General features: G+C 64.0%; 23 protein-coding genes and 1 pseudogene. 11 read left to right on the forward strand and 13 right to left on the reverse strand.

Annotated features, from left to right (window positions below; genetic code table 11):
- Positions 1 to 208: 208 nt before the first annotated feature.
- The 10 genes from ACO07D_RS00005 to ACO07D_RS00050 form a co-directional block, all read right to left on the reverse strand.
- Entirely contained in the window at positions 209 to 850 is a 642-nt protein-coding gene (locus ACO07D_RS00005; RefSeq protein WP_421700871.1) for a DUF1826 domain-containing protein, read from the reverse strand.
- Positions 850 to 2,055, reverse strand: coding sequence for a GTP-binding protein (locus tag ACO07D_RS00010; RefSeq protein ID WP_421701001.1), 1,206 nt, complete (start codon positions 2,053 to 2,055; stop codon positions 850 to 852). Before ACO07D_RS00010 ends, ACO07D_RS00005 begins: the two co-directional genes overlap by 1 nt.
- 1 nt (position 2,056) lies before the next feature.
- Positions 2,057 to 3,166: a CobW family GTP-binding protein gene (locus ACO07D_RS00015; protein ID WP_421700872.1), complete on the reverse strand. Its 1,110-nt coding sequence runs from the start codon at positions 3,164 to 3,166 to the stop codon at positions 2,057 to 2,059.
- A 267-nt stretch (positions 3,167 to 3,433) separates the two neighbouring features.
- Positions 3,434 to 4,219, reverse strand: a complete 786-nt coding sequence (locus ACO07D_RS00020; protein ID WP_421700873.1) for an amino acid ABC transporter ATP-binding protein — start codon at positions 4,217 to 4,219, stop codon at positions 3,434 to 3,436.
- A 15-nt stretch (positions 4,220 to 4,234) separates the two neighbouring features.
- Positions 4,235 to 5,614, reverse strand: a complete 1,380-nt coding sequence (locus ACO07D_RS00025; protein WP_421700874.1) for a M81 family metallopeptidase — start codon at positions 5,612 to 5,614, stop codon at positions 4,235 to 4,237.
- Positions 5,611 to 6,579, reverse strand: a complete 969-nt coding sequence (gene speB / locus ACO07D_RS00030; RefSeq protein WP_421700875.1) for an agmatinase — start codon at positions 6,577 to 6,579, stop codon at positions 5,611 to 5,613. Before speB ends, ACO07D_RS00025 begins: the two co-directional genes overlap by 4 nt.
- Positions 6,580 to 6,586: 7 nt before the next feature.
- Entirely contained in the window at positions 6,587 to 7,270 is a 684-nt protein-coding gene (locus ACO07D_RS00035) for an ABC transporter permease (RefSeq protein WP_421700876.1), read from the reverse strand.
- Position 7,271: 1 nt separating this feature from the next.
- The gene (locus ACO07D_RS00040) at positions 7,272 to 7,988 is read right to left on the reverse strand and encodes an ABC transporter permease (protein ID WP_421700877.1); all 717 of its coding nucleotides are present in this window, start codon (positions 7,986 to 7,988) and stop codon (positions 7,272 to 7,274) included.
- A 77-nt stretch (positions 7,989 to 8,065) separates the two neighbouring features.
- The gene (locus ACO07D_RS00045) at positions 8,066 to 8,218 is read right to left on the reverse strand and encodes a transporter substrate-binding domain-containing protein (RefSeq protein WP_421700878.1); all 153 of its coding nucleotides are present in this window, start codon (positions 8,216 to 8,218) and stop codon (positions 8,066 to 8,068) included.
- A complete protein-coding gene (locus tag ACO07D_RS00050; RefSeq protein ID WP_421700879.1) occupies positions 8,182 to 8,859 on the reverse strand; it encodes a transporter substrate-binding domain-containing protein in 678 nt (225 codons plus the stop codon). Before ACO07D_RS00050 ends, ACO07D_RS00045 begins: the two co-directional genes overlap by 37 nt.
- A 118-nt stretch (positions 8,860 to 8,977) precedes the next feature.
- On the opposite strand from ACO07D_RS00050, the gene ACO07D_RS00055 reads away from it, so the two are divergent.
- The 9 genes and pseudogenes from ACO07D_RS00055 (at position 8,978) to ACO07D_RS00095 (ending at position 16,182) form a co-directional block, all read left to right on the forward strand.
- Positions 8,978 to 9,265, forward strand: a complete 288-nt coding sequence (locus tag ACO07D_RS00055; protein ID WP_421700880.1) for a LysR family transcriptional regulator — start codon at positions 8,978 to 8,980, stop codon at positions 9,263 to 9,265.
- A complete protein-coding gene (locus tag ACO07D_RS00060; protein WP_421700881.1) occupies positions 9,262 to 12,024 on the forward strand; it encodes an RHS repeat-associated core domain-containing protein in 2,763 nt (920 codons plus the stop codon). Before ACO07D_RS00055 ends, ACO07D_RS00060 begins: the two co-directional genes overlap by 4 nt.
- Positions 12,025 to 12,036: 12 nt before the next feature.
- On the forward strand, positions 12,037 to 12,696 hold the full coding sequence (locus ACO07D_RS00065) for a hypothetical protein (RefSeq protein ID WP_421700882.1): 660 nt from the start codon (positions 12,037 to 12,039) through the stop codon (positions 12,694 to 12,696).
- Complete coding sequence (locus tag ACO07D_RS00070) at positions 12,693 to 13,196, forward strand: hypothetical protein (RefSeq protein ID WP_421700883.1); 504 nt, start codon at positions 12,693 to 12,695, stop codon at positions 13,194 to 13,196. The genes ACO07D_RS00065 and ACO07D_RS00070 overlap by 4 nt, the downstream gene beginning before the upstream one ends.
- 103 nt (positions 13,197 to 13,299) lie before the next feature.
- Positions 13,300 to 13,860: pseudogene (locus ACO07D_RS00075) on the forward strand (polymorphic toxin-type HINT domain-containing protein); the annotation flags it as partial.
- The gene (locus ACO07D_RS00080) at positions 13,845 to 14,198 is read left to right on the forward strand and encodes a DUF7710 domain-containing protein (RefSeq protein WP_421700884.1); all 354 of its coding nucleotides are present in this window, start codon (positions 13,845 to 13,847) and stop codon (positions 14,196 to 14,198) included. The pseudogene ACO07D_RS00075 and the gene ACO07D_RS00080, both read left to right, overlap by 16 nt.
- Before the next feature lie 403 nt (positions 14,199 to 14,601).
- On the forward strand, positions 14,602 to 15,168 hold the full coding sequence (locus ACO07D_RS00085) for a hypothetical protein (protein ID WP_421700885.1): 567 nt from the start codon (positions 14,602 to 14,604) through the stop codon (positions 15,166 to 15,168).
- A gap of 19 nt (positions 15,169 to 15,187) precedes the next feature.
- A complete protein-coding gene (locus ACO07D_RS00090; protein ID WP_421700886.1) occupies positions 15,188 to 15,685 on the forward strand; it encodes a polymorphic toxin-type HINT domain-containing protein in 498 nt (165 codons plus the stop codon).
- 119 nt (positions 15,686 to 15,804) lie between these two features.
- Positions 15,805 to 16,182 (forward strand): hypothetical protein, encoded by a 378-nt coding sequence (locus ACO07D_RS00095; RefSeq protein ID WP_421700887.1) that lies wholly within the window; start codon positions 15,805 to 15,807, stop codon positions 16,180 to 16,182.
- Positions 16,183 to 16,455: 273 nt separating this feature from the next.
- Here the strand turns inward: ACO07D_RS00095 and hutI are convergent, their stop codons facing one another.
- The gene (hutI, locus tag ACO07D_RS00100) at positions 16,456 to 17,559 is read right to left on the reverse strand and encodes an imidazolonepropionase (protein ID WP_421700888.1); all 1,104 of its coding nucleotides are present in this window, start codon (positions 17,557 to 17,559) and stop codon (positions 16,456 to 16,458) included.
- A gap of 83 nt (positions 17,560 to 17,642) precedes the next feature.
- On the opposite strand from hutI, the gene ACO07D_RS00105 reads away from it, so the two are divergent.
- Together ACO07D_RS00105 and ACO07D_RS00110 are read left to right on the forward strand one after the other, a co-directional pair.
- Positions 17,643 to 19,007, forward strand: a complete 1,365-nt coding sequence (locus ACO07D_RS00105; protein ID WP_421700889.1) for a formimidoylglutamate deiminase — start codon at positions 17,643 to 17,645, stop codon at positions 19,005 to 19,007.
- A 73-nt stretch (positions 19,008 to 19,080) separates the two neighbouring features.
- Positions 19,081 to 19,782, forward strand: coding sequence for a GntR family transcriptional regulator (locus tag ACO07D_RS00110; protein ID WP_421700890.1), 702 nt, complete (start codon positions 19,081 to 19,083; stop codon positions 19,780 to 19,782).
- An 85-nt stretch (positions 19,783 to 19,867) separates the two neighbouring features.
- Here the strand turns inward: ACO07D_RS00110 and ACO07D_RS00115 are convergent, their stop codons facing one another.
- Positions 19,868 to 21,496 carry a N,N-dimethylformamidase beta subunit family domain-containing protein gene (locus ACO07D_RS00115; RefSeq protein ID WP_421700891.1) on the reverse strand — a complete coding sequence of 543 codons (1,629 nt, stop codon included), beginning with the start codon at positions 21,494 to 21,496 and terminating at the stop codon, positions 19,868 to 19,870.
- A 7-nt stretch (positions 21,497 to 21,503) separates the two neighbouring features.
- The gene (locus tag ACO07D_RS00120; RefSeq protein ID WP_421700892.1) at positions 21,504 to 23,978 is read right to left on the reverse strand and encodes a CoA transferase; all 2,475 of its coding nucleotides are present in this window, start codon (positions 23,976 to 23,978) and stop codon (positions 21,504 to 21,506) included.
- Positions 23,979 to 24,039: the final 61 nt, after the last annotated feature.

Consider the following 24,039-nt stretch of genomic DNA (forward strand, 5'->3'; position numbering starts at 1 on the left):
GTCCAGGTGAGCACCTGCCGCCTCGCGCGCAGCCTCGATGCCGCTTTCTTCAAAGGCTTTGGAGATGGCAACTTTCCCCTCTCCCCAGGCGTTACGTGCGGCAAGCAGGTCATCAGAGGTAATCGGCATGGTGTCGTCCTTCTGGCTAGTCATGTTGGCATGTGGCTATTTAAAGCACCCCGGCCACATAGCAAGAGGCTCTGCGGCGTCAGATCTCGTCCTCGGGGTCCAAAATTGGGTCCAATACCAGCAGAAGCCGCGACTCTCCGCTGCCCCCGATCGGTGGTGATCGGTGCAGCAGGCCGGATCGGGGCTGTTCCGGCCAACGGGTGCCGCGCAGAAGGATCGGCGTGCCGGTGGGCAAGGTCAAGATGGGCTGCGGATCCGCATTCTGGCGCCCGATACCATACTGCGTGCCCGTGCCGCGATAGGTGCAGACCAGCCGCGCGGTCACGGCATCCACGTGGAATTTGCGACAGGCATTCGTCGTCACCACGTCCAGACGCAGCCGCAGATAGGGGGTGCGCATCACACCGGCGAAGATCTCGGCCAGGGCGGCGATGTCGTCGATCAGCCGCGTGCGGTCCTCCCCATCCGGCGTCGCGGCGGCGTCACAGGCATGACGCACCGCCTCGCGCACGCCAGCGGGGCGCAGGATCAGCCGGGTGCGGGGCAGCTGTGCGGGGGACAGCTGATCCATCCAGGCCTGAAAGCCCGGCAGAGGTTTACGCTGCCAGATCGCGGCCGCGCAATCCGGCGCATGAATGGCCGAGAGGCCCTCGGGGGTGTCGTCGATGCGCACCCCGGCAAGCCGATCCGGAAACAGCCTGTGCAACGCGGCGCTCTGCATCAACGCTGGCCCCAGCGCGGGAAGGGATCGGGCATGTCGGCCCAAAGCTCCGGCGTGAACGCATCGGCCTCGATCAGCGCCGCGTTCAGCCGCGCGCAGATTGCCTCGCGATCCATGGCGGTGCCGATGAAGACGATCTCCTGTCGGCGGTCGCCCCAGGGTTCGACCCAGTTCTTGGCAATCTCGGCCTGGGCCTGGGGGTGGGTCGGCAGGCGTTCCTCGGGCACCGAGGCCCACCAGAGCCCCAAGGGGGCGACCGAGGACAGGGCGCCCGCCAGGCTGTATTCCGCCGCCCAGGCGGGGCGCGTGGCGATCCAGAAATGCCCCTTGGCCCGGATCACACCGGGCAGGTCGCCGTTCAACACCGCGTGCAGCTTAACGGGGTCAAACGGCGCGCGGGCGTGGTAGGCGAAGGAGTCGATGCCGTATTCCTCGTCCTCGGGCGTGTGGTTGGCAAACCCATAAAGCTCCTTGGCCCACATCGGGTGCTCATGCGCCGTGTCGAAGTCGAACAGGCCGGTGTCCAGGATGGTATCTGCGGGCACGTCGGAATGATCGGTCTCGATGATCTTGGCATCGCCATTCAGCGCGCGGATGATCTTGCGCGCGGCATCGGTGCGCTCCGGCCCCGCGTCGGAGACCTTGTTCAGGATCACCACATCGGCGAACTCGATCTGCTCGGTCAGAAGGCTGACCAGGCTGCGGTTGTCCTCTTCACCCAGGCTCTCGCCACGGTCATTCAGAAAATCGTGGCTGGAGAAGTCCTGCAGCAGGTTCACCGCATCGACCACGGTAACCATCGTGTCCAGGCGGGCGACGTCGGACAGGCTTTCACCATGCTCGTCGCGGAAATCGAAGGTCGCGGCGACGGGCAGCGGTTCGGAAATGCCGGTGCTTTCGATCAGCAGGTAGTCAAAGCGGCCCTCCTCGGACAGGTGGCGCACCTCTTTCAACAGATCGTCGCGCAGGGTGCAGCAGATGCAACCGTTCGACATTTCGACCAGGGTTTCCTCGGACCGCGACAGTTCCGTGCCCTCGCGCACCAGATCGGCGTCGATGTTCACCTCGGACATGTCATTGACGATGACCGCGACGCGGCGGCCATCGCGATTGTTCAGGACGCGGTTCAGCAAGGTCGTCTTGCCCGCGCCCAGAAAGCCGGACAGCACGGTCACGGGCAGGCGGGCATCGGGAGTTGCGGTCATGTCATTCATTGTTGGCATCCTTTGCAGAAGGGGCTGGCGTGGCGCGCAGCATGTCGAAGCTGCGCTGCAATTCTGGGCGGGTGATGTCGCGGGCGATCACCACAATGCGCGAGGTCCGATCGCCGCCGGGCCAGTTGCGCACCGGCAGGGGCGGGTCGAAGATGTTCTGCACCCCGTGAAAGACAAAGGGCAGATCGACGCCCTCCAGGAATACGATCCCCTTGACCCGCAGGATGTCCTTTCCGCGCAGAGAGATCAGGGTGTTGAGCCAGGTGTCGAAGACCTTGTCCGACAGAGGTTCCTCCAGAATGATCGAGGCCGACCCGATCCGACTGTCATGCGGTGAGAAGGGCGCCGATGTGGTCGGCGCGCTGGCCCCGACAAGGCCCGAGAGGTTGGCCAGAGGGTCTGGCTGTACCCCTGCCCCGCCCGTTGCGTCCAAACCGCCAGCCGGGCGCATCCAGTCCAGCGCCTTTTGCGGCGTCACACCCACATGGATGCCCGACAGGCCCCAGATCTGCTCGGCGACGCCCTTGCCTTTGATCGCGTGGGTGATCCGCGCCGTCGGGTTCAGCCCGCGCAGGCGTTCTTCGAACATCACCACCTGGGTGGGGTCGACCAGGTCGGCCTTGCTGATCACGATCAGGTCAGCCATGGCGACCTGGCTGACGGCCTCGAATTGTTCGTCCAGGGTTGTCGGGCCATTGGCCGCATCGGCCAGGGTCACAACCCCATCCACCCGGGCGGCCTGGGCCAGGCTGCGATCGACCAGCATGGTCTGAAGGATCGGCCCCGGATCGGCCAGGCCCGTGGTTTCGATCACCACCCGGTCAAACTCCAGCTGCCCCACGTGGCGCCGGTTCAGAAGCGAGGCCATCGTCTCGGCCAGTTCGCCGCGCACGGTGCAGCACAGGCAACCGGATTTCATCAGCACCACGTCGTCGCTGGTGGTTTCCATCAGGTCGTGGTCCAGCCCCGCCTCGCCGAACTCGTTGACGATCACGGCAATCCGGCCCGAGCTTGCGTCATTCAGCAATGCGTTCAGAACGGTCGTCTTGCCCGCGCCCAGAAAGCCGGTCAGCAGGGTAACGGGAATGCGTGGGTCTTTCATGCCTGTCTCTCCAAGAGTGTCGCGGCGGGTCCGCCTGTGTGCCAGCGGCTGCGCCGCACAGGTAGTGTGCCGTTTCTGACCGGCGAGGGAATACGTTATATTATTACATAACACAACCCTTTCAATAAGACCCCGTGGCGCACAGGCCTGAAGCCGCCTGCGCGTAGGGCCTGACCTGTTCTGAACACCGTCGGAACCCGCTCGGAGTTCACCAACCAAAAAGCCCCGCCGATTGGCGGGGCTTTCGGTGTTTTCGGTGTGCAGGTCTCAGAGGATCTGGGACAGGAACAGCTTGGTGCGTTCGCTCTGCGGGTTGTTGAAGAACTCCTCGGGCTCGTTCTGTTCCACGATCTGCCCCGCATCCATGAAGATCACGCGGTTGGCGACCTCCTTGGCGAAGCCCATCTCGTGGGTGACGCAGAGCATGGTCATGCCCTCTTCCGCCAATTCCACCATGGTTTCAAGGACTTCCTTGATCATCTCGGGGTCAAGCGCCGAGGTCGGTTCGTCAAACAGCATGATCCGCGGCATCATGCAGAGCGAGCGGGCAATCGCCACACGCTGCTGCTGACCACCGGACAGCTGGCCCGGATACTTGTTGGCCTGCTCGGGGATCTTGACCTTTTCGAGGAAGTGCATCGCCGTCTCTTCGGCCTCCTTGCGGGGCGTCTTGCGCACCCAGATGGGCGCCAGCGTGCAGTTTTCCAGGATGGTCAGATGCGGGAACAGGTTGAAGTGCTGAAACACCATGCCAACCTCGGACCGCACCTTGTCGACATTCTTGAGGTCCGAGGTGAGCTCGGTGCCATCGACGATGATCTGGCCCTCCTGGTGTTCCTCCAGCCGGTTGATGCAGCGAATGAGCGTCGACTTGCCCGAGCCCGAGGGCCCCGCGATGACGATGCGTTCGCCCTGGTTCACGGTCAGGTTGATGTCACGAAGCACGTGGAAGTTGCCGCACCACTTGTTCATGCCGTTGATTTCAATCGCAACCTCGTCCGAGACGGACATCTTGGAACGGTCGGCGTGGTGGTCGAGTTCGATGGAAGACATATCAGGTCTCTCCTCTTAACGGGTGGCCGTCATGGCGGCGGCAAGATCCATCACCGCGTTGCCGACCGATTTGAACAGGGTGATGTCCTGCGCCGCACCGCGCCCGATCTTGCCCTGCGCCAACGCCTCAAGATCGCCGAGGATATCGTCGCAGGCGATGGCGCCGGTTTCCAGCGGGGTCTTCAGCTCGCCCGCCTCGATGGCGGCGAAGGGCGTGTCGACGAACAGACGCGCGCGCTGCAAGGCGCGGTCATCTGCCTCGCGCATGGCCGGGGTAAAGGCGCCGATCAGGTCCACGTGCTGACCGGGGGCCAGCCAATCCCCCAGCAGCAGAGGCTCCGTGGCCAGGGTGGCAGCGCTGATGATGTCGGCCTGCGGTACGGCCGATTGCAGGTCGGTCACCGCCTCAGCGTCCCAGCCCTCGGCACGCAGGCTTTCGGCCAGGCGCGCGGCGGCGTCAGGGAACAGGTCCCAGATGCGCAAGCGGTTGATCGGGCGCACGCTGCGGAAGGCGTCGGGCAATTGCGCCGCGACCCGGCCTGCGCCCAGAATCAGCAGGCTTGCGGCCTCGGGTCGTGCCAGATACCGCGCCGCCACGGCCCCGGCTGCCTCACGTTCGACCTGCGCCGTGTCATAGGTCACCAGCACCGACGGGCCGGCGGCCGAAACGTCCGCGTCCGTAAAGCCAGCGTTGATCGCCACGTTCAGAAGGCCTGGCACCTGCATTTCACCTGCCGCGTCCTCCAGCAGGCGGCACATCGGCCCGTCCTCGGTGGTGCGCCCGTCGTCGCAACCGACCAGCATCGGCGGGCGGCGTATCAGAAGTTTGGGGGTGATTTCCCCCTCCAACGCGTGGTGCAGCAGCTCGCAGGCTTCCACACCAACCTCTCGCATGTCCACATGCGGATAAGTACGGAAGGACACGGCAATCTGCGCCTGACCCGCCAGTTCGTCGGCGATATTGGCGTGCAGATCCAGGGTCACGGCCAGCGGAATGTCATCCCCGACAACAGCCCGGACCGCGCGCAGGAACTGGCAGTCGCCGTCCTCATCTGTTTCGGTCACCATCGCCCCATGCAGTGCGACGAACACGCCATCAAACGGCCCCTCTTCGCGCAGCCGACGGGTGCATTCATTGGTGATTTCTGCCCGGGCAGCCTCGGTCACCGGGCCGCCAGGTTCGGCATGGGCGGCGGTGATATAGAAGGCCTGCCAGTCGCGCGCCTCGGCGACCTCGATGGCGCCACCGACCTCCGACCCGGTGCCGCGGAAATTGGCCGGTATCTCATCGCCGGTGAACCAATGCGAGGCGTGAAAATCCTCCATCCCCGTGCGCATGACGGTAAAGGTATTGCTTTCATTGATGAACTCGATGATGGCGACGCGGTGGGTCATGCGACCTCCTTGCGCCCTGCGGCGCGGGCGCAGATGTATTCCAGCGCGAGGGACGCCCCCAGCAGGGCGGTCGTGCCGGTGGGGTCATAGGGCGGCGAAACCTCGACGATATCCATCCCGACAAAGTTCATCCCGACACTTCCGCGCAGGAACTGGAGGATGTCGTTCGGGGTCAACCCGTCCACCACCGGCGTGCCCGTGCCCGGCGCATAGGCCGGGTCCAGGCTGTCGATGTCGATCGACAGATAGGCCGGGCGATCCCCGACAACATCGCGCACCACCTTCAGCGCGCCACGCCAGCCGTGATCATGCAGCCAGTCGCGATAGAGCACCGTCATCGGATCGTCATGGTCATAGAAGGTGCGGATACCGATCTGGACCGAATGCGTGGGGTCGATCAGCCCGTCCTGGATCGCGTGATGCACGAAAGTGCCGTGATCGAACCAGTTGCTTTTCTGCGTGTCGCGATGGGCATCGAATTGCACCAGGGCCAGCGGTCCGTGCCGTTCGGCATGCGCCTTGAGCGCTGTATAGGTGGTGCAGTGATCACCGCCCAGCATCAGCGTGTCGGCCCCGGCCTGTGCGATATGGCGGGCCATGGCGACGGCGCTGTCGCGCATCTGGTCCGCCTGGCCACGGCGGAAGGGCACATCGCCGCAGTCCACCACCGACAGGATATCGAACGGGTCGAACCCCCAGGGCCAGACCTCGCCCCAGGCCAGCTGCGTCGAGGCCTCGCGCAGCGCGCTGGGGCCAAGCCGCGCCCCGGGCCGGGCCGAGGTGCTCAGGTCGAACGGAATGCCATAGACCCCGATATCAACCCCTTCCATATCCACGCTTGGGCGGCGGCGCAGGAAGGTGCGGATGCCGGAATAGGGCATTTCCACATGGGTGCCGTCCGGGCCGGGCGCGGTCTGAAACACCCCTTCGCGGCCGAACACGATATCATCTGACTGGATCTTCATTGTCGTCTTATCCGTTGTGTTGCAGCCAGGTATTGCGGTGTTCCAGCCTGCGCCAGATCGCCTCGATCACCAGCACCACCAGAAGGTAATTGGCCGCGGCGATGTAAAAGACGCTGAGGTCGAAGGTCTCGCCAAAGAGATAGCGCGCCTGCCCCATGACATCGCGTACGGTGATCACGCTGACCAAGGCCGACGCCTTGAGCAGCAACACCAGCTCATTGCCGAAGGCGGGCAGCATACGCGCCACGGTGATCGGCAAGACCAACAGGCGAAAGCGCTGGAACCTATGCAGCCCCAGGGCCAGACCGGCCTCGATGGTGCCTCTGGGAATGGTCAGGATGCCCCCGCGCAGGATCTCGGCCTGATAGGCGGCAGAGTTGAGGGTAAAGGCCAGCAGGCCGCAGTTATAGGCGTCGCGAAAGAACCACCACAGGCCCAGGGCTTTGAGCTCTCGGTGAAATTGCCCCAGCCCATAGTAGATGATGAAGATCTGAACCAGCAGCGGCGTACCGCGCACCAGGTAGATATATCCATAGGCCAGCCGCGACAGCAGCGCGGTCTTGCTTAACCTGGCGGCGGCCAGCGGAATGGCGAGGATGAAGCCAAAGACAAAGCCCAGCACGGTCAGGCTCACGGTGTTCTGGAGCCCTTGCGCCCAGAGGTCCAGATGATCGGCCAGATGGGTCAGCATGTCAGTGTCCCCCGATCAGATTGCGATTGGCGCGCCGCTCCAGCACCGTCTGGATGCGGCCCGACAGGAAGGCCAGCCCGACATAAACCAGGGCCAGAATCGTGTAGAAGAAAAACGGCTCGCGGGTGGAGGCGATCGCCATGTTCGCGTACCGCATCATGTCGTTGACCGCGATGATCGAAATCAGCGAGGTATCCTTCAGAAGGATCAGCCACAGGTTTCCGAAGGCCGGGATCGCATGGCGCCACATCTGCGGCAGGATCACCAGAAAGAATGCCTGTCCACGGTGCAACCCCATGGCAGCGGCGGCTTCGGCCTGACCCTTGCCCACCGCTTGATAGGCCGAGCGCACGACCTCGGACCCCAGGGCCGAAAACACCAGCGTCAGCGCGACCACCCCGGCGGCAAAGGCGTTGAGCGAGATATTGGCCTGCGCGACGAACAGCCCCGCGCCCAGGTTCTGAAGGCTTTGCAGCTGGTAATAGATAATGATCAGCGTCAGGATCTCGGGCAGGCTGCGAAACACGGTGGTATACCCCTTGGCCAGTCCCCGCACCCAGGCCCGCCTGGCCTGTTTGCCCCAGGCAATCAGGAAGGACATGATCAGGGCGAACGGGGCGGTCACAAGTGCCAGGGCCATGGTCACCCAGAAGCCGCGCAGCAGTTCATCCCCCCAACCCGCATCACCATAGGCAAGCAGGGACATCAGTTCAGTCATGGCGAAGGCTCCCCAAGATCCACCCGTCCGGGCGGCCGGAAAGGCGGGTCCACGCCCCGGCGTGGACCCGGCCCGGTTCAGTTGCCCAGATGCTCGGAGGCCTTCTGGGGCTGGGTCATGATGTCGAAGTCGAAATAGGCGCTGCGGATCCGGTCATAGGTGCCATCGGCAACGATGGCCGCCAGCGCCGCATTCAGCGCCGCGCGCAGGTCTTCGTCATCCTGACGCACGGCGATGCCGGTGCCCTTGGCAGTGTCGGGCAGGAAAGCCTGGTCCACGAATTCGCAGCAGGCGCCGCCTTCGCCTGCAGCCAGTCGCCCAGCACGAATTGGCTGGCCAGCACCAGATCGACCCGGCCGGTTTCCAGATCCAGCAGCGCATCATCCAGCTTGGGGTAGAGCTTGAGCTCGCTGTCGGGGAAATACTGCTCCAGGATATCGACCTCACCGGTCGCCGATTGGGTGCCGATCACCAGCCCCTTCAGATCCTCGGGCTGGGCCGCGCTCAGCCCGTGCCCCTCGGCGGCAACAAAGCGGATCGAGTTGAAATAATAGGGGGCCGAGAAGCTGACCACCTTGCTGAGTTCATCGGTAATGGTCATCGACGCGATGATCGTGTCGAACTTGTCGGCATTCAGCGCCGGGATGATCCCGTCCCAATCGGTGGTCACCCATTCACATTCGACCTGCATCCGGGCGCATAGCGCATTGCCGATATCAATGTCGAACCCTTTGATCTGACCCGCGCTGTCAAAGAAGTTGAACGGCGGGTAATAGCCTTCGGTGCCCATCCGCACCACTTTTTCCTCGGCAAAAGCGGCGCCGACGCACAGCGAGGCCACTACGGCCGTCATCGTGATTTTTGCAAACATGGTTTCCTCCCGATCGTCTGCGATCTCTGGTATTGAAGGATTCCCGACCGATGCGCCTAACTCAAATTTATAGTCTTCACATGTAGTATTTACGAAACTTATCCAATAGCGTTGCCGAATGAGTGATTTTGCCCGCAATCTGGACTGGAATCTGCTCTACACCTTCATGGTGGTGGCGCAGAACGAAAGCATGACCAAGGCCGCCGAGGAGCTGTTGCGCTCGCAACCGGCGGTGAGCCTGGCGATCAAGCGGCTGGAGACCAGCACCGGAAAGCGGCTGTTGAGCCGCAAGGGAAACCGGTTGGCCATGACACCGGCCGGACAGGCGCTCTTTGAACAGGCCAGCGAGATTTATTCCGCGATATCAAGGCTTCCGCTTACGTTCGAAGCCGCCCACACGCCTTGATCGGCAAGATTACCATTGCCTCGATTGACCAGGTTGACAGCGCCGATCTGAATGACCGGATCACGCAGTTCTTCAAGCAATATCCCGGTGTCGAACTGGAGATCCTGATCGGAACGACCGCGGACGTCATCCGCATGGTCGAGCTGGGCACGGCGACCCTGGGCCTGTGCGACGGGGTCATTCCGCGCAGCCTGACCCGTCGTGAGCTTTTGAACGAGCGTTTCGGCCTCTATTGCGGGGCCAAGTATCACCTTGCCGGGCGGCGCGACCTGGTGCCGGGCGACCTGCGTGGCGAACCCTTTGTCGGCTTTACCTTCGACGCGCTGAACCGGCGCGCCACGCGGACCAACCCGCTGGGGCAGACCATGGCGATGGGTTACGATGGGCGCGACAACCTGGTGCGCCTGACCCGCGAGGACGGGGTCGAGGAAACCGCCACCTATGACGGGCTGTCGCGGCGCATCACCGTCACCGCGCCGGACAATACGATCAGTTTTGCCTATGATCCCTCGGGCAATCTGGTCGAGGCGCGCGACGATGACAGCGCCTTCACCGTGACCTGGGACAACCGCCACCGGGTCGCGACGATTGCCACCGATGGCTCGGTCGGCCCGCAGCCCGCCGCCAGCCTGACCTATGCCTATGACCAGATCGGCCGGCGCCTGTCGGTCACTGACGGGCAGGCGGCCAGCTGGACCTACGGGTTCGACGAGAAATCGCAGCTGGAAAGCCTGACCGCGCCCTGGGGCGATGTCACCAGCCTGGCCTATGACCCGGCCGGGCGCCGGGTGGAGCTGTCCAGCCAGTCCGGCCGCCTGACCCGCGCCGCCTGGTCCGAGGACCGCCTGGCGGAACTGGAGCACTTCCAGGACGGCACGGCGATTGCCCGGTCTGGCTTCGACTATGCGGATGACGGCGCGGTGCGCCTGTTGCGCGACCTCGAGGACCCCGCCGCCTCCGAGACCCTGACCTATGACGCGATCGACCGGCTGATCATGGTCGCCCGCGGCACCCCGGCCGAAGATGGCGGCACCCCGATCCCGACCGAGGATTACGCCTATGACCCGGCGGGCAACCGCACCGCCGGCCCCGGCGCCAGCGGCCATGTGGTGGATGATCACAACCGCCTGCTGGAGACTTCGGAGTTCACCTACGCCTATGACGACAAGGGCAACCGCACCGCGCGCACACGCAAGTCCGAAGGGCGGGTCGAGACCTTCAGCTACAACGCGATGAACCAGCTGGTCGGCTATGACAGCGGCGACGGCACCCAGGCAGCCTATGCCTATGACGCCCTGGGCCGCCGCATCGCCAAGACGGTGAACGGCGTGACCACCGCCTGGGTGCATGACGTGGGCGACATGCGCGATGTGACCACCCATGACGCGCTCTTGGAGTTCGAGAACGGCACGCTCAGCCGCCGCTGGCTGTTCGGCGCACGGGTGGATGAACCGCTGGGCTTCGAGGCCTACACGGCTGACACCACCCCCGGCGCGGGCACCGCCTATGCGCTGCACGCCGACCGCCAGGGCTCGATCATCGCGGTGACCGACCAGGCCACCGGCACGATCGCCGCGCGCTACAGCTACGACGCCTTCGGCCAGCGCGAGGTGACCCTTTCCACGATCACCCAGGACTACGGGTTCACCGGGCGCGAATATGACGCCGAAAGCGGCCTCTACCACTACCGCGCGCGCCACTACGACCCGACCGAGGGCCGTTTCGTGCAGTCCGACCCCCTGGGCTTCGCCGCCGGAGACCTGAACCTCTTTGCCTACACCTGGAACAACCCGGCCAACTGGACCGACCCGAGCGGGCTGACCTCGACCGGAGGGGCCACGACGACCGCCGGTGTGGTGGGCATGGGCGGTGCGTCGGGCGCTGTCGTAGGTCAGGGCGCCCGCTGCGTTGCGCGCAAGATCGCGACCGCGCTCACCAGTGTCGCAATGAACTTGGCCGCGGGCCGGGAGGTGTTCCGGGGCAAATTCGTGAACCGCCCCGGTTGCCGCACCGGTTTCAAGGCCCCCAAATGCCGTTGCGCCGGGGGTGGAGCGGGTGGCGCCGCCGGAATGCTCGCGGGAAGCTCCTCCTTCGCGCCGGGCACCGAGGTCCTGACCCCCACCGGCAAGGTCGCCATCGAGACCTTGCGCGAGGGGGATCTGGTGGTGGCGCGCGACGAGGAGACGGGGCAGTCCGGCGTGTTCCCGGTGACCGCCGTCATGTCCCGTCAGGCGGTGGACCTGCTGTGGGTGACGCTGGAGAGTGAGGATGGGACGACCACCCGCCTCGGCGTGACCTCGGAACACCCGATGTTCGTCACCGGGCAGGGCTGGACCGCAGCGGGCGAGGTTGCGCCCGGAGACACAATCCGCAACGCCGATCTGGCCGAGTTGCGGGTGCTGGCGGTGGCGGCAGACACCCTCCCCACCCGCGTCCACAACCTCGAAATCGCAAGCGCCCACACCTATTTCGCAGGCGAACTGGAGGCCTGGGGGCATAATGCGTGGTATAATCTTGATCCCTTCAAGTATCCGACCAAACCGGCGGGTCCCGGTGGGACACGGTGCCAAGCATTTGACCCCGAAACGGGAAAATATGTGCGGCAAGTCTACGAGGGGACTATAATGGACTTTGCGACTGGCGTTGTTGCCGGAGCATCCGGCTCGGGTGCGCCTCCTCCGGATAACGATGCGGGAAGCAAGGGAAATACGTGTGGAAGTGCACTTGGAACGATCATTGACATCATTACCAAGTTCTAGCGAGAGTTGATCATGCAGGTTGTGACAGTCGTTTGGCAGGTCCTTCTTCTGGTGTTTGCTGCGTACGGGATCGGGTTCGTTCTCCTGGCGGTTCGGGCACATCTTGCCGCAGAGCGCATACTGGTGGGTCGCCTTGCGACTGCGCTTCAGCGGGCGTTTCGTTACATGGAGCCAAATGAGGTTTGTGTCTTCTCGACGCGGGATACGGGTATACAGTTGCATTTTCACAAGTATCGGGTTGCGCGTGAAGACGGAGAAAGCTCCGAGGGCGTGGACTGGATTATTCTCATGCAGCGGGCGGAGTGGAACGCCGGTTCCGCCATCGCACAGGTCTGCATGAAATGGGGGATCGAGGTGAAGTCGCTACCGGTGACGCCGAATATGACGGCCTGGTTCCTGGACCTGGGTGCGGAACCTCAAAGATATCAAAACGGCGTCAGCGACATTCTGGCCAGCCATTTCGGATTGAACGATAGCTCGGTCTTGAAGGCGCATGACAGAGATCTGATTACGCCGAACAAGACATATGAGAGGCTGCGGGCGCGGGCCCGTCAGCGCACGGTATTCCAGAACCTGAGGTTCGACCAGGAACACTTGTTCGAGCCAGGGCATGGCCTGCTCTCCCTCCGGCGTCCGGCGCCCGTGCAGATCCCACCGGGAGCTTCGAAATGAAGATTGCCTTCCTCGTTGCCTGCTCGCTCCTGCTCGGTTGCGCGTATGGGTTGGCCATCGTGGCCCGCCGGAGGTATCGCCGCCGTATCCGTTTGGGAATGCTTTCCTTTGGTGACCTGATCCGTGAAGTTACGCGCTTCTTCGGGCTTGGAAGAAGTGGTGAGTTCCTTGTGGCGGAAACCATGCGCTCTGGCCGGTTTTTCCAGTTCAAGCTGGTGCCTGGGTCGGATGGTGACCCCATGCTTGTTTCCGATATCCCACATGTGAATGTGCCCCGGGAAGCAATTCTTTCACTGGAAACCCACCTGTCCGACAGCAACTGGACCTGGACCCTGCACGAAGAAGAAGGGATGAAATTCACCCGGGTTCGGATCGGCGCGTCGCCTGAGGCCATTGAGCGCTTTCTAACGGGCCTGTGCACCCTTCTGGGGATCGGCGACACCGAAGTTTTCAATATTGCCGAGGGGAGCGCGACCTACAGATTCGATGGCATCGACTGAACAGGAAACGGAACCGAAGAAGTTTGATAGATTCTGACAGGTAAGAGGCACATTTCCACCCTTGTTCCGGCGATTGCGTCTTGTTTGATTTGTTACAGCCGTCTTTGCCCGCACCGCGCCGGAGATCTTGTGGCTGACCTTGGAGGGCGAGACTGGCGCCACCACCCGCCTCGGCGTCACCTCCGAACACCCGATGTTCGTGGCGGGGCTGGGCTGGACCGCAGCGGGCGAGGTTGCGCCCGGAGACACAATCCGCAACGCCGATCTGGCCGAGTTGCGGGTGCTGGCGGTGGCGGCAGACACCCTCCCCACCCGCGTCCACAACCTCGAAATCGCAAGCGCCCACACCTATTTCGCAGGCGAACTGGAGGCCTGGGGGCATAACTCCACGGCACCATCCTTGCCGCCCACGCGAGTTGCGCCGAATATCACACACAACTTCGGAAATGCTTGCCCTCTGCCGGGCACACCAGTTGAACATCCGCCGGTTCATGTGAACTTTACATTTGGTGGCAAGACGTATCGCTTGGGCGGAAATGGCAAGCCGATCCTGAACGATCCTCCGCTGCCACGAAATGTTGCAAAGGCCGTTGCGTGCCAGAAGGGGCTCATCCGCAGAACGGTCAACAAGATTCAGAGGTGGTATAAGTGGCATCAGAACTAGGAAATGCTGCGGTTGTCTATGTGCTTTACACCGGCCAGTCGCACCAGCCGGTTGGAGTCTTCTCGTCCAAGGAAAGAGCGGCCCGGTTCCTGATAGACAACGCGCTTTGGGGGAATGTGGCCAGGTATGAGCTTGACATGGCGCTGATGGATTTTGTCATGGCGCGCGTTGACATCGGGACATCCAAAGACCGCAATAATCCATCCGACGTCGCTGCGTTCTCATCGGCCCTTCCGCTGGTTCTCCAGGCTTCGATACGGGATGGAAGAGGAGAGATCGTGGACAGAGAGACTGGAGATACCTACTCGTTTTCCGACTACGCAGCTTTGTTGACGTAATAGCCAGCCGAACGCACAACGCCGACCTGGCCGAATTGCGGGTGCTGGCGGTGGAGGCAGACAGCCTCCCCACCCGCGTCCACAACCTCGAAATCGCCGAGGCGCATACCTACTTCGCGGGTGAGCTGGAGGCTTGGGGGCATAGCGCTCATCCCTTCGGTCCGAGAGGGGGAAGCGGTGTGGGGCCCTGGGCAAAGGGATGTGTTCCCTTCTCTCTCTTCCCCAAAGTCAATCCGAATGGAAAATATATTGGCACCGCCATGCAATCTGCTGTTAACGCTTTGGGGAATGCTTTCGGATGCCATACCTGTGGCTCTCCGAGCCCCGGCACGTCCAGCGGCAACTGGGTGGGCGACCACCAAGTGCCAAGGTCGACGGGGACACCAAAGGCCTTGTACCCTCATTGCTGCAGCTGTTCATCGCGGCAAGGGGGGTTGCTGCGCGGCGGAGGAAAACGATGATGTCTTTGATCGGGTCTGTTGAAACCTACGGTGGGCCTTTCGTGGTACTGCCCACCGCAAAGCTTGGAAAGTGGTCGGGCAACGAAGCAAATCAGTTCTTCGGCGACGAAGAGGAAAGCGACTACGAACGGCTGTGCGACATCGCAGCCCTCGGGGACCAACCCGATCCCGCGATCGGGGCGTTCCCTCTAATGACAGAGTTTCCCGCCCTTGAGGTGCATACCACGCAACAGGGGGTGCTGATTTCGCCATGCCTCCAGCTGGAAAGTGGGGATACCCTTGCCAATCTGATCTGCACAGGCCGCATCGTGCCCCCCCCGCCGGAATATGAGGTGGCCCTCCCACCAGATTTCCTGCCGCTTGCCATCTTTGATGCTGCCCATCCCGGTTCCGGGCTCAGCCCCGACCAATTCATCACCTTGGATGTCGAACAACTGGGGCAGCGGGTGCTTCGCGAGTACCGGTATTTCATCGATGACCTAACCGTCATCTGCTGGGGTATCCACTAGAAAGCCCACCCGCCTGGGCGTGACCTCGGAACACCCGATGTTCGTGGCCGAACAGGGCTGGCTCACCGCCGGAGAACTGACCCCGGGCGACGCGATCCGCAACGCCGACCTGCGCGCGTTGGTGGTGCTGGCGGTGGAGACCGACGACACACCTCAGCGCGTCCACAACCTCGAAATCGCCGAGGCCCATACCTACTTCGCCGGGGAGCTGGAGGCCTGGGGGCATAATGCCGTTTTCGACTGGGTGACCGGGCGCGTGACAAAATACCCGGAGCGAAGAAACAGAGGCTGCAAGCTTCAGCCACGAGGCAAGGACGGGCGGTGGAAATCCTATGATGACCAAGTCGTCTATACGGAGTCGGTCCCAGATGTCGCAACGGGCGTTGCAGCGGGGCTTGATCCAAGTGGATCCATCAGCCCCCAAAACTCTGGCGGGACAATGTACTCAAATCGGCGTAAGTTTCCTGTCGAAACTGTTTGGCGGATGAGATGGGATATTGGAGCTTTTTCCTCCTAGTCTTGGCTGTGGTCTTGGGCGTTGCGCTGATCGTACGTGGCCGGAGGGCATGGTTGGACATTGCGCGGTGGGCGCGGATGCCGAGCGACCACCTCCCGACAACACTCCACCGCGCCCAGATGGCCCTCGCGGATGGGGACATTCTGGCCTTTGATCACTGGAAATCCGGAGTTCGCCTGAACTTTCGCAAGTGGGGCAACTGTTTTGATTTGATCGTAATCGTCGAAGAGGGCGCGCGTGGCGACCTTCAACTGACCCTGGAGGCGACACGATTGGGGTTCGACAGTCACCGGTGCGCCCTTGATCGGGGCAGGGTTGCCCTGCTGATCGTGGTTTCAGGCCGGGACGGAAAAGACAGGCTGTCGAAGCTCCTGTCGTTTCTGGGAATCCCTCCCAAGTCGAAGCTGTTCCTGAACCGTTATGGTTGTGTTTATGCCCGACAAGCAAAACCCCGCAGCCATGGCGCAACGGGCCGCACGGGCGCCCGCACGATTTGACATCGCGGCCCTGATCTGTGGTGAACGAAACGCGAGCCCCCGCTTCGATACGCTTGATCGACAAAAACTGCAGGTCTTTGATCCCTAGAGCCGAATAGGTCGGGTTTTCCCTCCGCAACGCCGACCTCGCCGAGCTGCGGGTGCTGGCGGTGGAACAAGATCTTCTCCCGGTTCGGGTCTACAACCTCGAGATCGCCGAAGCGCATACCTACTTCGCGGGTGAGCTTGAGGCCTTGGGGGCATATGCGGTTGATGACAGAGGCCTCCTGCAGTTCATTGTGAAGCTGCAGCTCTGGGTCTATGTGAGGACCGCCAGGGATCGATCACCGCGGTGACCGGCCAGGCCAAGGGACTGATCCGCTGCACCGTACTATCCAGCGGGCAGGACATGTTCATCGCAAGCAGGACCGAGGTCAGCGGCGACGAGCCGGGGTTGGCATCCGTCGACACCGCCATCGCCACGCCATGTTTGCGCAACAGATCAATCGGCGGGGCCTGCGTCTCGCGCAGGGTATAGAAGGCGCCGGGCAGGATCACCGCGACCATGCCCTTGTCGCCCATCGCCGCCACGCCCTCTTCGTCCAGATATTCGATATGGTCAGCCGACAGCGCGCCGTAGCCCGCTGCCATCTTCGTCCCGCCCAGATTGGACAGCTGCTCGGCATGGAGTTTCACCGGCAGGCCCAGTTCACGCGCAACATCAAACACCCGCGCGACCTGTTCCGGCTGAAAGGCGATCCCTTCACAGAAGGCATCGACCGCGTCCACCAGCCCCTCGGCATGGGCGGCGCGCAGGGCGGGGATGCAGACCTCGTCGATATAGGCGTCAGCGCGCCCGGCATATTCCGCCGGCACCGCATGGGCGCCCAGGAACGAGGTTTTCACCGTGACCGGCCGCTGTTCAGCCAGCTTGCGCGCCACACGCAGCATGCGCAGCTCGGTCTCCTGATCCAGACCATAGCCGGATTTGACCTCGACCGTGGTCACACCTTCACGGATCAGCGCGTCCAGACGCGGCAGGGCCGAGGCCAGCAAAGCCGCCTCATCCGCCGCGCGCGTCGCCCTGACCGTGGAAACAATCCCGCCCCCGGCCCGCGCAACCTCCTCATAGGAGGCACCGTTCAACCGCATCTCAAACTCCACCGCGCGGTCACCGCCAAACACCAGATGCGTGTGGCAGTCGATCAGCGCAGGCGTGACCAGGCGGTGGCCCAGGGGGGTCTGCGGCAGGTCTGCCAGGGCCACGGGCAGCGTGGCCTCGGGCCCGACCCAGGTGATCCGCCCCGCCTCCACCGCAATCGCGGCGCCCCCTGTCAGCCCATAGCCCTCCCCCACCAGGGTGGCGGCGGTGAGCTGCGTGAAAACCTGTGCCGACATGCGAATCTGACCTCGTAGGGATGTTTCCTCTTTTCTGGTACATGTCATTGTGCAATATGTCTATGCATAATAAAGGAGGCGACATGGTGACTCTCTTTGCGAAACGCGCCCTGTTGGCAGAGGGCTGGGTGGAAAATCTGCGCCTTGAAATCACCGGCGGCGCGGTCACGGGCCTGACCCCGGACAGCGCGGCCCAGCCCGGTGACACGCGGGTCGACACCCTGCTGCCGGCGCTCGCCAACCTGCACAGCCATGCCTTTCAACGCGCCATGGCGGGCATGACCGAATATCGCCTGGCCGGGCGCGACAGTTTCTGGACCTGGCGCGATCTGATGTATCGCTTTACCGCGCATCTGGACCCGGAGGGGGTAGAGGCGATCGCGGCGCTGGTGCAGATGGAAATGCTGGAGGCGGGCTATACCTCGGTCGGCGAGTTTCATTATCTGCACCACCAGCCCGACGGGCAGCCCTACGCGCGGCTGGCAGAACTGTCGGACCGGATCATGGCGGCGGCGGCCACGACCGGCATTGGGCTGACGCACCTGCCGGTGCTCTACAGCTATGCGGGCGTGGGCGAGGTGCCGCTGGAGGCGGGGCAGCGGCGGTTCGGCAATAATGTGGACCGGTTCTGCGCCCTGGTGGATCAGGCACGCGGTGCCCTGCGCGATCTGCCCGGGGACTGCCGCATCGGCATCGCGCCGCATTCGCTGCGCGCGACCTCACCGCGGGATCTGAACACGGTGCTGGCCGCACATGGCGAGGGGCCAGTGCATATCCATATTTCCGAACAACCAAAGGAAGTTGAAGAGGTTCTGACCGGTCTGGGTGCCCGTCCGGTCGATTGGCTTTTGGACAACGCTCCGGTCGATGACCGCTGGTGCCTGATCCACGCCACCCACATGACCGAGGCCGAGACCCGCGCCATGGCCGCCAGCGGCGCGGTGGCAGGCCTCTGTCCGATCACCGAGGCGAACCTGGGCGATGGCCCGTTCAATGGCCCGACCTATCTGGCGGCGGGTGGGGCTTTTGGTGTGGGTTCCGACAGCAATGTGCGCATCTCGCTGACCGAGGAGCTGCGCACGCTGGAATACTCGCAACGCCTACGCGATCTGTCGCGCAATGTGCTGGTGGTGGGCGAAGGGTCGGTCGGGCAGAGCCTCTACTCGGGCGCGGCCAGGGGCGGGGCGCGGGCGCTGGGGCGCAGGGCCGGACAGATTGCGCTGGGGCAGCTCGCCGACCTCGTGGCGGTGGACGGCACCGACCCGGCGCTCTGCGCGCTGGAGGTCGATCAGCTGCTGGACGGGCTGGTCTTTGCCGCCAGCGACCGGGTGGTGACCGACGTCTGGGCGGCGGGCCGCCACCAGGTGCGGGGCGGGCGCCATGTGGCGCGCGAGGCGATCCTTGCGCGCTACCGCACCGCCATCGCCGAGCTTCTGCCTCGGCTGTGACGCCCAAAGCCTTTGCATCCCCAATAAAGCGCAGACATGATAGGAATATCACCGCGATAAAAGGAGCCTCCGCGTGCCAGACCCCAAGACCACCGGCTTTCAGGACATTCGCGACGAGGTGATCGAGCGGATCCAGACCCGCGTCTGGCCCCAGGGCAGCCTTCTGCCGACCGAGGTCGAACTGGCCGCCGAATTTGGCGTCGCCCGGGCCACGGTCAACCGCGCCCTGCGCGAGCTGGCAGACCAGGGCATCGTCACCCGCAAGCGCAAGGGCGGCACGCGAGTGGTCACCACGCCGGTGAAACAGGCGAAACTGCCGATCGCCGTGGTGCGCCAGACCATCGAGGAGATGAACGCCACCTATCGCTATGCGCTGGTCAGCCGCACGCTGATGGACTGCCCGCCCTGGCTGCAGGCCAAGCTGGGCCTGGCGGAACGGGCGCAGGTTCTGCACCTCAATTGCATGCATCACGCCGACAACCGCCCGTTTCAGTTCGAGGAGCGCTGGATCGTGGTCGACACCGTGCCCCATGTGGTGGACGAGGGGTTCCTGACCGTCGGACCCAATGAGTGGCTGCTGGCCGAGGTGCCCTTTTCAGATGCCGAGATCGCCTTCTCCGCCGTCCCCGCCGCCGGGTCCTTGCAGGAGTTCCTGGCCGTACCCACCGGTACGCCACTGTTTCAGATGGAACGCACCACCTGGTTTCGTGAACGCCCCGTCACCTTCGTGCGCATGACCTTCCACCAGGGCTATCAGATGCGCACGACCTATTAGGCCCGGTCATGTGGCTCAGGGGCTGCCGTCGCTCGGGGTCAATCTTTTCCGACCGGACGAACACGCGCCAATCCACGCGGATCGCTCAAGTGCCGAAACTGCTCAGCACGTTGCGGGTGATCTGTTCGACTTGCCAGTCGCGGCGGGTCAGCCCCATGACCCATTCGCAGGTGGCGGCGGTAAAAACCTCGCCCTTGCCGCGATGCCAATGCAGGATCACCCCGTTGCCACGGGTGCTTCGGTCGAGGGTCTCGTCAGTGACCTCGCCAAACATCGCTTGCGCCTTGAAGCGCGCATCGCCGTCGCCGATATAAGCGGTCTCGCCCCAAGTCCCGTGCACCGGCTCGACATTGGTGGCCAGCCCCACTGCCAGGATCTCCATCGCGGGATCGGCCCCATCGGCACCGGTGGCAAAGGGCAAGCCGTCCTCCATTCGCAGGTCCACACCGTCGACCTCATAGCCAAAGACGCGCGACCCCGCGCCCAGCTGATCGCCGTACCCCAGCTGCGTGCCCATGAGCGCCCAGTGACCCGGGCGGTAGACGGTAAAACCACCGCTGCCCTGGCCCGCGCAACGCCCAAGCCCCGCATAGATGCCCTTGAGCCCGTTTGCACCGAAGGTCTGCGCGCCGGGCCAGTTGACGGGTGCCAGCTCCCAGGCGGCGGTGACGAGGTGTTCGTCCTCGGTGCCCACAAGAGGGTCCTGATCAGCAGTGTATTTGTAGCAAATCTGCGTACGACCCTCATCCTCGATCCGGGTCTGCCACAGGAAGTTCCCGGCGAAACGCGCCACCCTGCCGCCGCCTTCGGTGAATCGGTCCACCGCATGGCGCATGTTTGCGGTCCAGTATTCGTCATGCCCCACGAAGATCGCGCATCTGTGGCGGGTCAGCAGGTCGGGTTCCGCCTCCAGATCATGCTGCGTGACAATGTCCAGCGCGAAGCCTTCCGCCTCCGCCCAGCGGGCGAAGTGCCTCTCATAACTGGCCCAACCTGCCGAGGCGTATTTCTTGGAATAGCCGTAGGCATAGGCCCATTCCATATAGGGGTATCGCACCATGGCACCGGGCGTGTGCGGCGCTTCGGGCAAGGCGCGCGGAGCCCCTTCGGGCAGTTTGCAAAAACCCCGGGTCCAGGGGCGTTGGGTCGAAACGACGGGCGAGAACGCATTGCCCTCGGGTCCGGTGATGCCCTCGTAATGGTTCGACCCGCCCCAGCAGTTATAGGCCAGCCAGGTGCCCGTGGCGCAGACCATCACGTAAGGCGCGGGTTGGGCCTCGGCGGCGGGGCGGACGAGGATCAGGTGATGTTCTTCCACCCGGTCGCCGTCACGTTCGGCGCGAAACGTGATCAGATAGCCGCCCGGGCGCCAGTCGGCGGGGATGGTGAAGCGGTGGGTCGCCTGCCAGTCGCAGCCGGTGACCGAGCAATCATCAGGCGTCTTCTGATGGGTGCCGGGCAGGCCTGTTTCGCGCAGAACAGGCTCATAGGTCAGCCCGTCGCGCCCGACCTCCAGATCCCAGGCCGCGGCGGTGGTGGAGACATGCAGCGCCACCTCCTCCCCGGGGTGGTAGCTCATGCGCGGCGTGTAGCCCCATATCTCCAACACTGCATCGTCCCGCGCGGGGCCGATGAAGTAATTGTCCAGGATATGGCGCGCCTTGGCGCGGGTGCGGGGCGTGGTGGCGGGGCCTGGGCTTTCGGATCGGGTCATGCGGTTCCTACTCCGGCAGGTATTTCGCCGACCAGGCCTCGCTGGCAGCACCGGAGTTGATCATGGCGGCGATGTGGTCCTCGGAAAAGCCCAAACCGGCCAGGATGCGCCGGGTATCCGCGCCGTATTTCGGCATGGGGCCGGGCACGGTAATGGCGGCATTGGCCGGGCGCACCGCGTTGGGGGCGACAAGGTCGCACCAACGGCCCATCGGGTGCTGGTCGTGGCGGATCACGCTGAAGGTGCCACGGGTCAGGTCGGCGTCGCCTGCACTTTCAGGCTGCAAAACCGCATCACGGGTGTCATGCAGCGATCCCAGCGGCATAACTGTGGCCGATGTGCCCGCCAGTGCGTCGGCCCAATGAGCGGCAGGGCGGGTGGCGAACCGGTCTGACAGCGCCTGCGGCAGCGCCACCTCCGACAGATCGGCCAGATCCGCCAGGTCGGTCACGCCGCGCAGGGCGTCCTGCCGCTCAGTGGGGGCGGCAAAGAACATCCAGCCATCCGCTGCCTTGTAGCAGTGGTAGAACGGCCCCCACCCCATTGCCTCGCGGCCTGCAGGTTCGTCGAAGGGCGCGCGCCCGTCGAAGTCATACATCAGCTGCGCCTGGATCAGATTGCCCGCCCCCGCCAGCGCCGCGCGGGCGATACCGCCCTTGCCGGTCTCATCCAGCCGCAAAAGCGCAGCCCCCAGGGCCACGCAGGCGCAATATCCTGTCAGCACGTCGATCGTGCCGAAGTGGGCATGTTCCTCGGGCGTGTCCATCCCGCCGCCAAAGCGCACCATGACCCCGGTCGCGGCCTGGGCCAGGTCGTCATAGCCCAGGTGGTCCGACTTGGGCCCGCGTGCGGGTCCGCCGAACGCGTCCAGTTGCACCAGGATCAGGCGTGGGTTGATCGCGGCCAGGCTGTCGGCATCCAGCCCCAGCGCATCGCGCTGTTCGTCGGTGCCGTTCATGGTGATGACATCGGTTTGTGCGATCAGGCGCCGCAGCGTCTCCTGCCCGTCATCCGCGCGCAGATTCAGCAGAATGCTGTCCTTGCCGCGATGGGCGTGCAAGCCGAAGACCACGGTGTTCCACGGGTCCACCGATGGCTCCACCGGCTGAACCGAGGTCACCTTGGCGCCGTACCGCGCAAGCGTCGAGCCAATGGTCGGCCCGGCAATGACATTGGTCAGGTCCAGCACTTTGAGCCCATTAAGCCACCCTTCGGAGCCGCCGCCCACCGCCCCCGCGCGCGGCGGTTCCGCCAGGATGGCATCAACCGGCGCGCTGTCCGGCCGAGGCCCTGCGCGTTTGTCCAGCGCGCCCGCATCATCGGCCAGCCAGGCCACATTTCCCATCTGACGCATCCTGCCGTGGCGCGGATCGTCCACTTCCACCACCAGACCCGATGCCAGCGCATGGGGGTCAGCCAGCCACTCGCGGCTGAACCGCTGCGCCGTGGCGGGAGCCTTGGCGGCACCGAACAGCGCCTCCCATTCCTGCGCAGGTTTGGTCAGGAACGCCGCCTTCATCGCCGAGGACACCCGTTCGCGATCCCGATCCCCGACCGGATAGTTACGCAGGGACCATTCATCCGGCCAATCTGCCGTATCCAGATAGGCATCAAAATCCGGCGACTCGTCGGCCAGGTCTTTCAGACCAAGCGTCTCCAGCACCCGGCGCGGGTGGGTTTTCACGCTGCCCGCAACCACATAGAACCCGCGCCCATCCGCGCAGGTATAGGTGCGGTAGAACGGGTCCAGGAACTCTTCCAACTCGGGAAAACTCAGGTTCATCGGCAGACCCTCGGCGGCGCGCCGGTCCAGTTCGACCTCCCGCGGGGATTTGTAGCGCTCGGGGTAATCCTCGATCTGTTCGCAGTTGTAGACGAGCCCTTCCAGAAGGGCCGAAGCCAGCGGCACCTCGATATGCTCGCCGCCATTTTCATCCCGCGCATGCAGGGCGAACTGCACCGCCATCGCCCCGAAACTGGCCCCATAGGCCGAGGCCAGCGTCAGCGGCGTGAAGGACGGGTTGATCCCCATCAGGCGACGATTGAGCCCCATATCGGTGAACTGCCCGGTGCGCGCGGCGATCACCGCCTCCCAGGCGGGCAGGTCGGCCAGCGCCGGATCGGTCGAGGCAAAGCCGGGCAGCGACAGCGACACGATGCGCGGGTTGATCGCGCTGAGGGCGTCCGGCCCCAGCCCCAGACGCTCCATCACGCCCGGGCGGAAGTTTTCGATCACCACATCGGCGCGGGCGATCAACGCGCGGGCGCGCTCCAACCCTTCGGGGGTCTTCAGGTCCAGCGTCAGCGCGGTTTTCCCGCGCGAGAGCATATCGGTCGCCGGTTCCTTCAGCCGCGGCCCGCCGGGCGGGTCAATGCGGATCACTTCGGCCCCCATGTCGGCCAGCATCATGCCGACAAGCGGCCCGGCCAGATATTGGCCGAAATCCAGGACACGTATGTGGCTGAGCGGGCGGGTGGTCATGTCTGTCTCTCCTGTCGCGCGGCGGCATGGGCCGTTGTTTTCGCCAGATTAGGATTGCCAT

This window comes from Aliiroseovarius sp. (assembly GCF_965228805.1).
Lineage (GTDB): Bacteria > Pseudomonadota > Alphaproteobacteria > Rhodobacterales > Rhodobacteraceae > JASBTN01.

Excerpts from the sequence above, each read along its gene's own strand:
- ACO07D_RS00020 (WP_421700873.1), bottom strand. The coding sequence starts at position 4,219 with ATGTCTTCCATCGAACTCGACCACCACGCCGACCGTTCCAAGATGTCC.
- speB (WP_421700875.1), bottom strand. The coding sequence starts at position 6,579 with ATGAAGATCCAGTCAGATGATATCGTGTTCGGCCGCGAAGGGGTGTTT.
- ACO07D_RS00005 (WP_421700871.1), bottom strand. The coding sequence starts at position 850 with ATGCAGAGCGCCGCGTTGCACAGGCTGTTTCCGGATCGGCTTGCCGGG.
- ACO07D_RS00010 (WP_421701001.1), bottom strand. The coding sequence starts at position 2,055 with ATGACCGCAACTCCCGATGCCCGCCTGCCCGTGACCGTGCTGTCCGGC.
- ACO07D_RS00035 (WP_421700876.1), bottom strand. The coding sequence starts at position 7,270 with ATGCTGACCCATCTGGCCGATCATCTGGACCTCTGGGCGCAAGGGCTC.
- ACO07D_RS00055 (WP_421700880.1), top strand. The coding sequence starts at position 8,978 with ATGAGTGATTTTGCCCGCAATCTGGACTGGAATCTGCTCTACACCTTC.
- ACO07D_RS00025 (WP_421700874.1), bottom strand. The coding sequence starts at position 5,614 with ATGACCCACCGCGTCGCCATCATCGAGTTCATCAATGAAAGCAATACC.
- ACO07D_RS00015 (WP_421700872.1), bottom strand. The coding sequence starts at position 3,166 with ATGAAAGACCCACGCATTCCCGTTACCCTGCTGACCGGCTTTCTGGGC.
- ACO07D_RS00095 (WP_421700887.1), top strand. The coding sequence starts at position 15,805 with ATGGCCCTCGCGGATGGGGACATTCTGGCCTTTGATCACTGGAAATCC.
- ACO07D_RS00120 (WP_421700892.1), bottom strand. The coding sequence starts at position 23,978 with ATGACCACCCGCCCGCTCAGCCACATACGTGTCCTGGATTTCGGCCAA.
- hutI (WP_421700888.1), bottom strand. The coding sequence starts at position 17,559 with ATGTCGGCACAGGTTTTCACGCAGCTCACCGCCGCCACCCTGGTGGGG.
- ACO07D_RS00050 (WP_421700879.1), bottom strand. The coding sequence starts at position 8,859 with ATGTTTGCAAAAATCACGATGACGGCCGTAGTGGCCTCGCTGTGCGTC.
- ACO07D_RS00065 (WP_421700882.1), top strand. The coding sequence starts at position 12,037 with ATGCAGGTTGTGACAGTCGTTTGGCAGGTCCTTCTTCTGGTGTTTGCT.
- ACO07D_RS00105 (WP_421700889.1), top strand. The coding sequence starts at position 17,643 with ATGGTGACTCTCTTTGCGAAACGCGCCCTGTTGGCAGAGGGCTGGGTG.
- ACO07D_RS00040 (WP_421700877.1), bottom strand. The coding sequence starts at position 7,988 with ATGACTGAACTGATGTCCCTGCTTGCCTATGGTGATGCGGGTTGGGGG.
- ACO07D_RS00115 (WP_421700891.1), bottom strand. The coding sequence starts at position 21,496 with ATGACCCGATCCGAAAGCCCAGGCCCCGCCACCACGCCCCGCACCCGC.
- ACO07D_RS00070 (WP_421700883.1), top strand. The coding sequence starts at position 12,693 with ATGAAGATTGCCTTCCTCGTTGCCTGCTCGCTCCTGCTCGGTTGCGCG.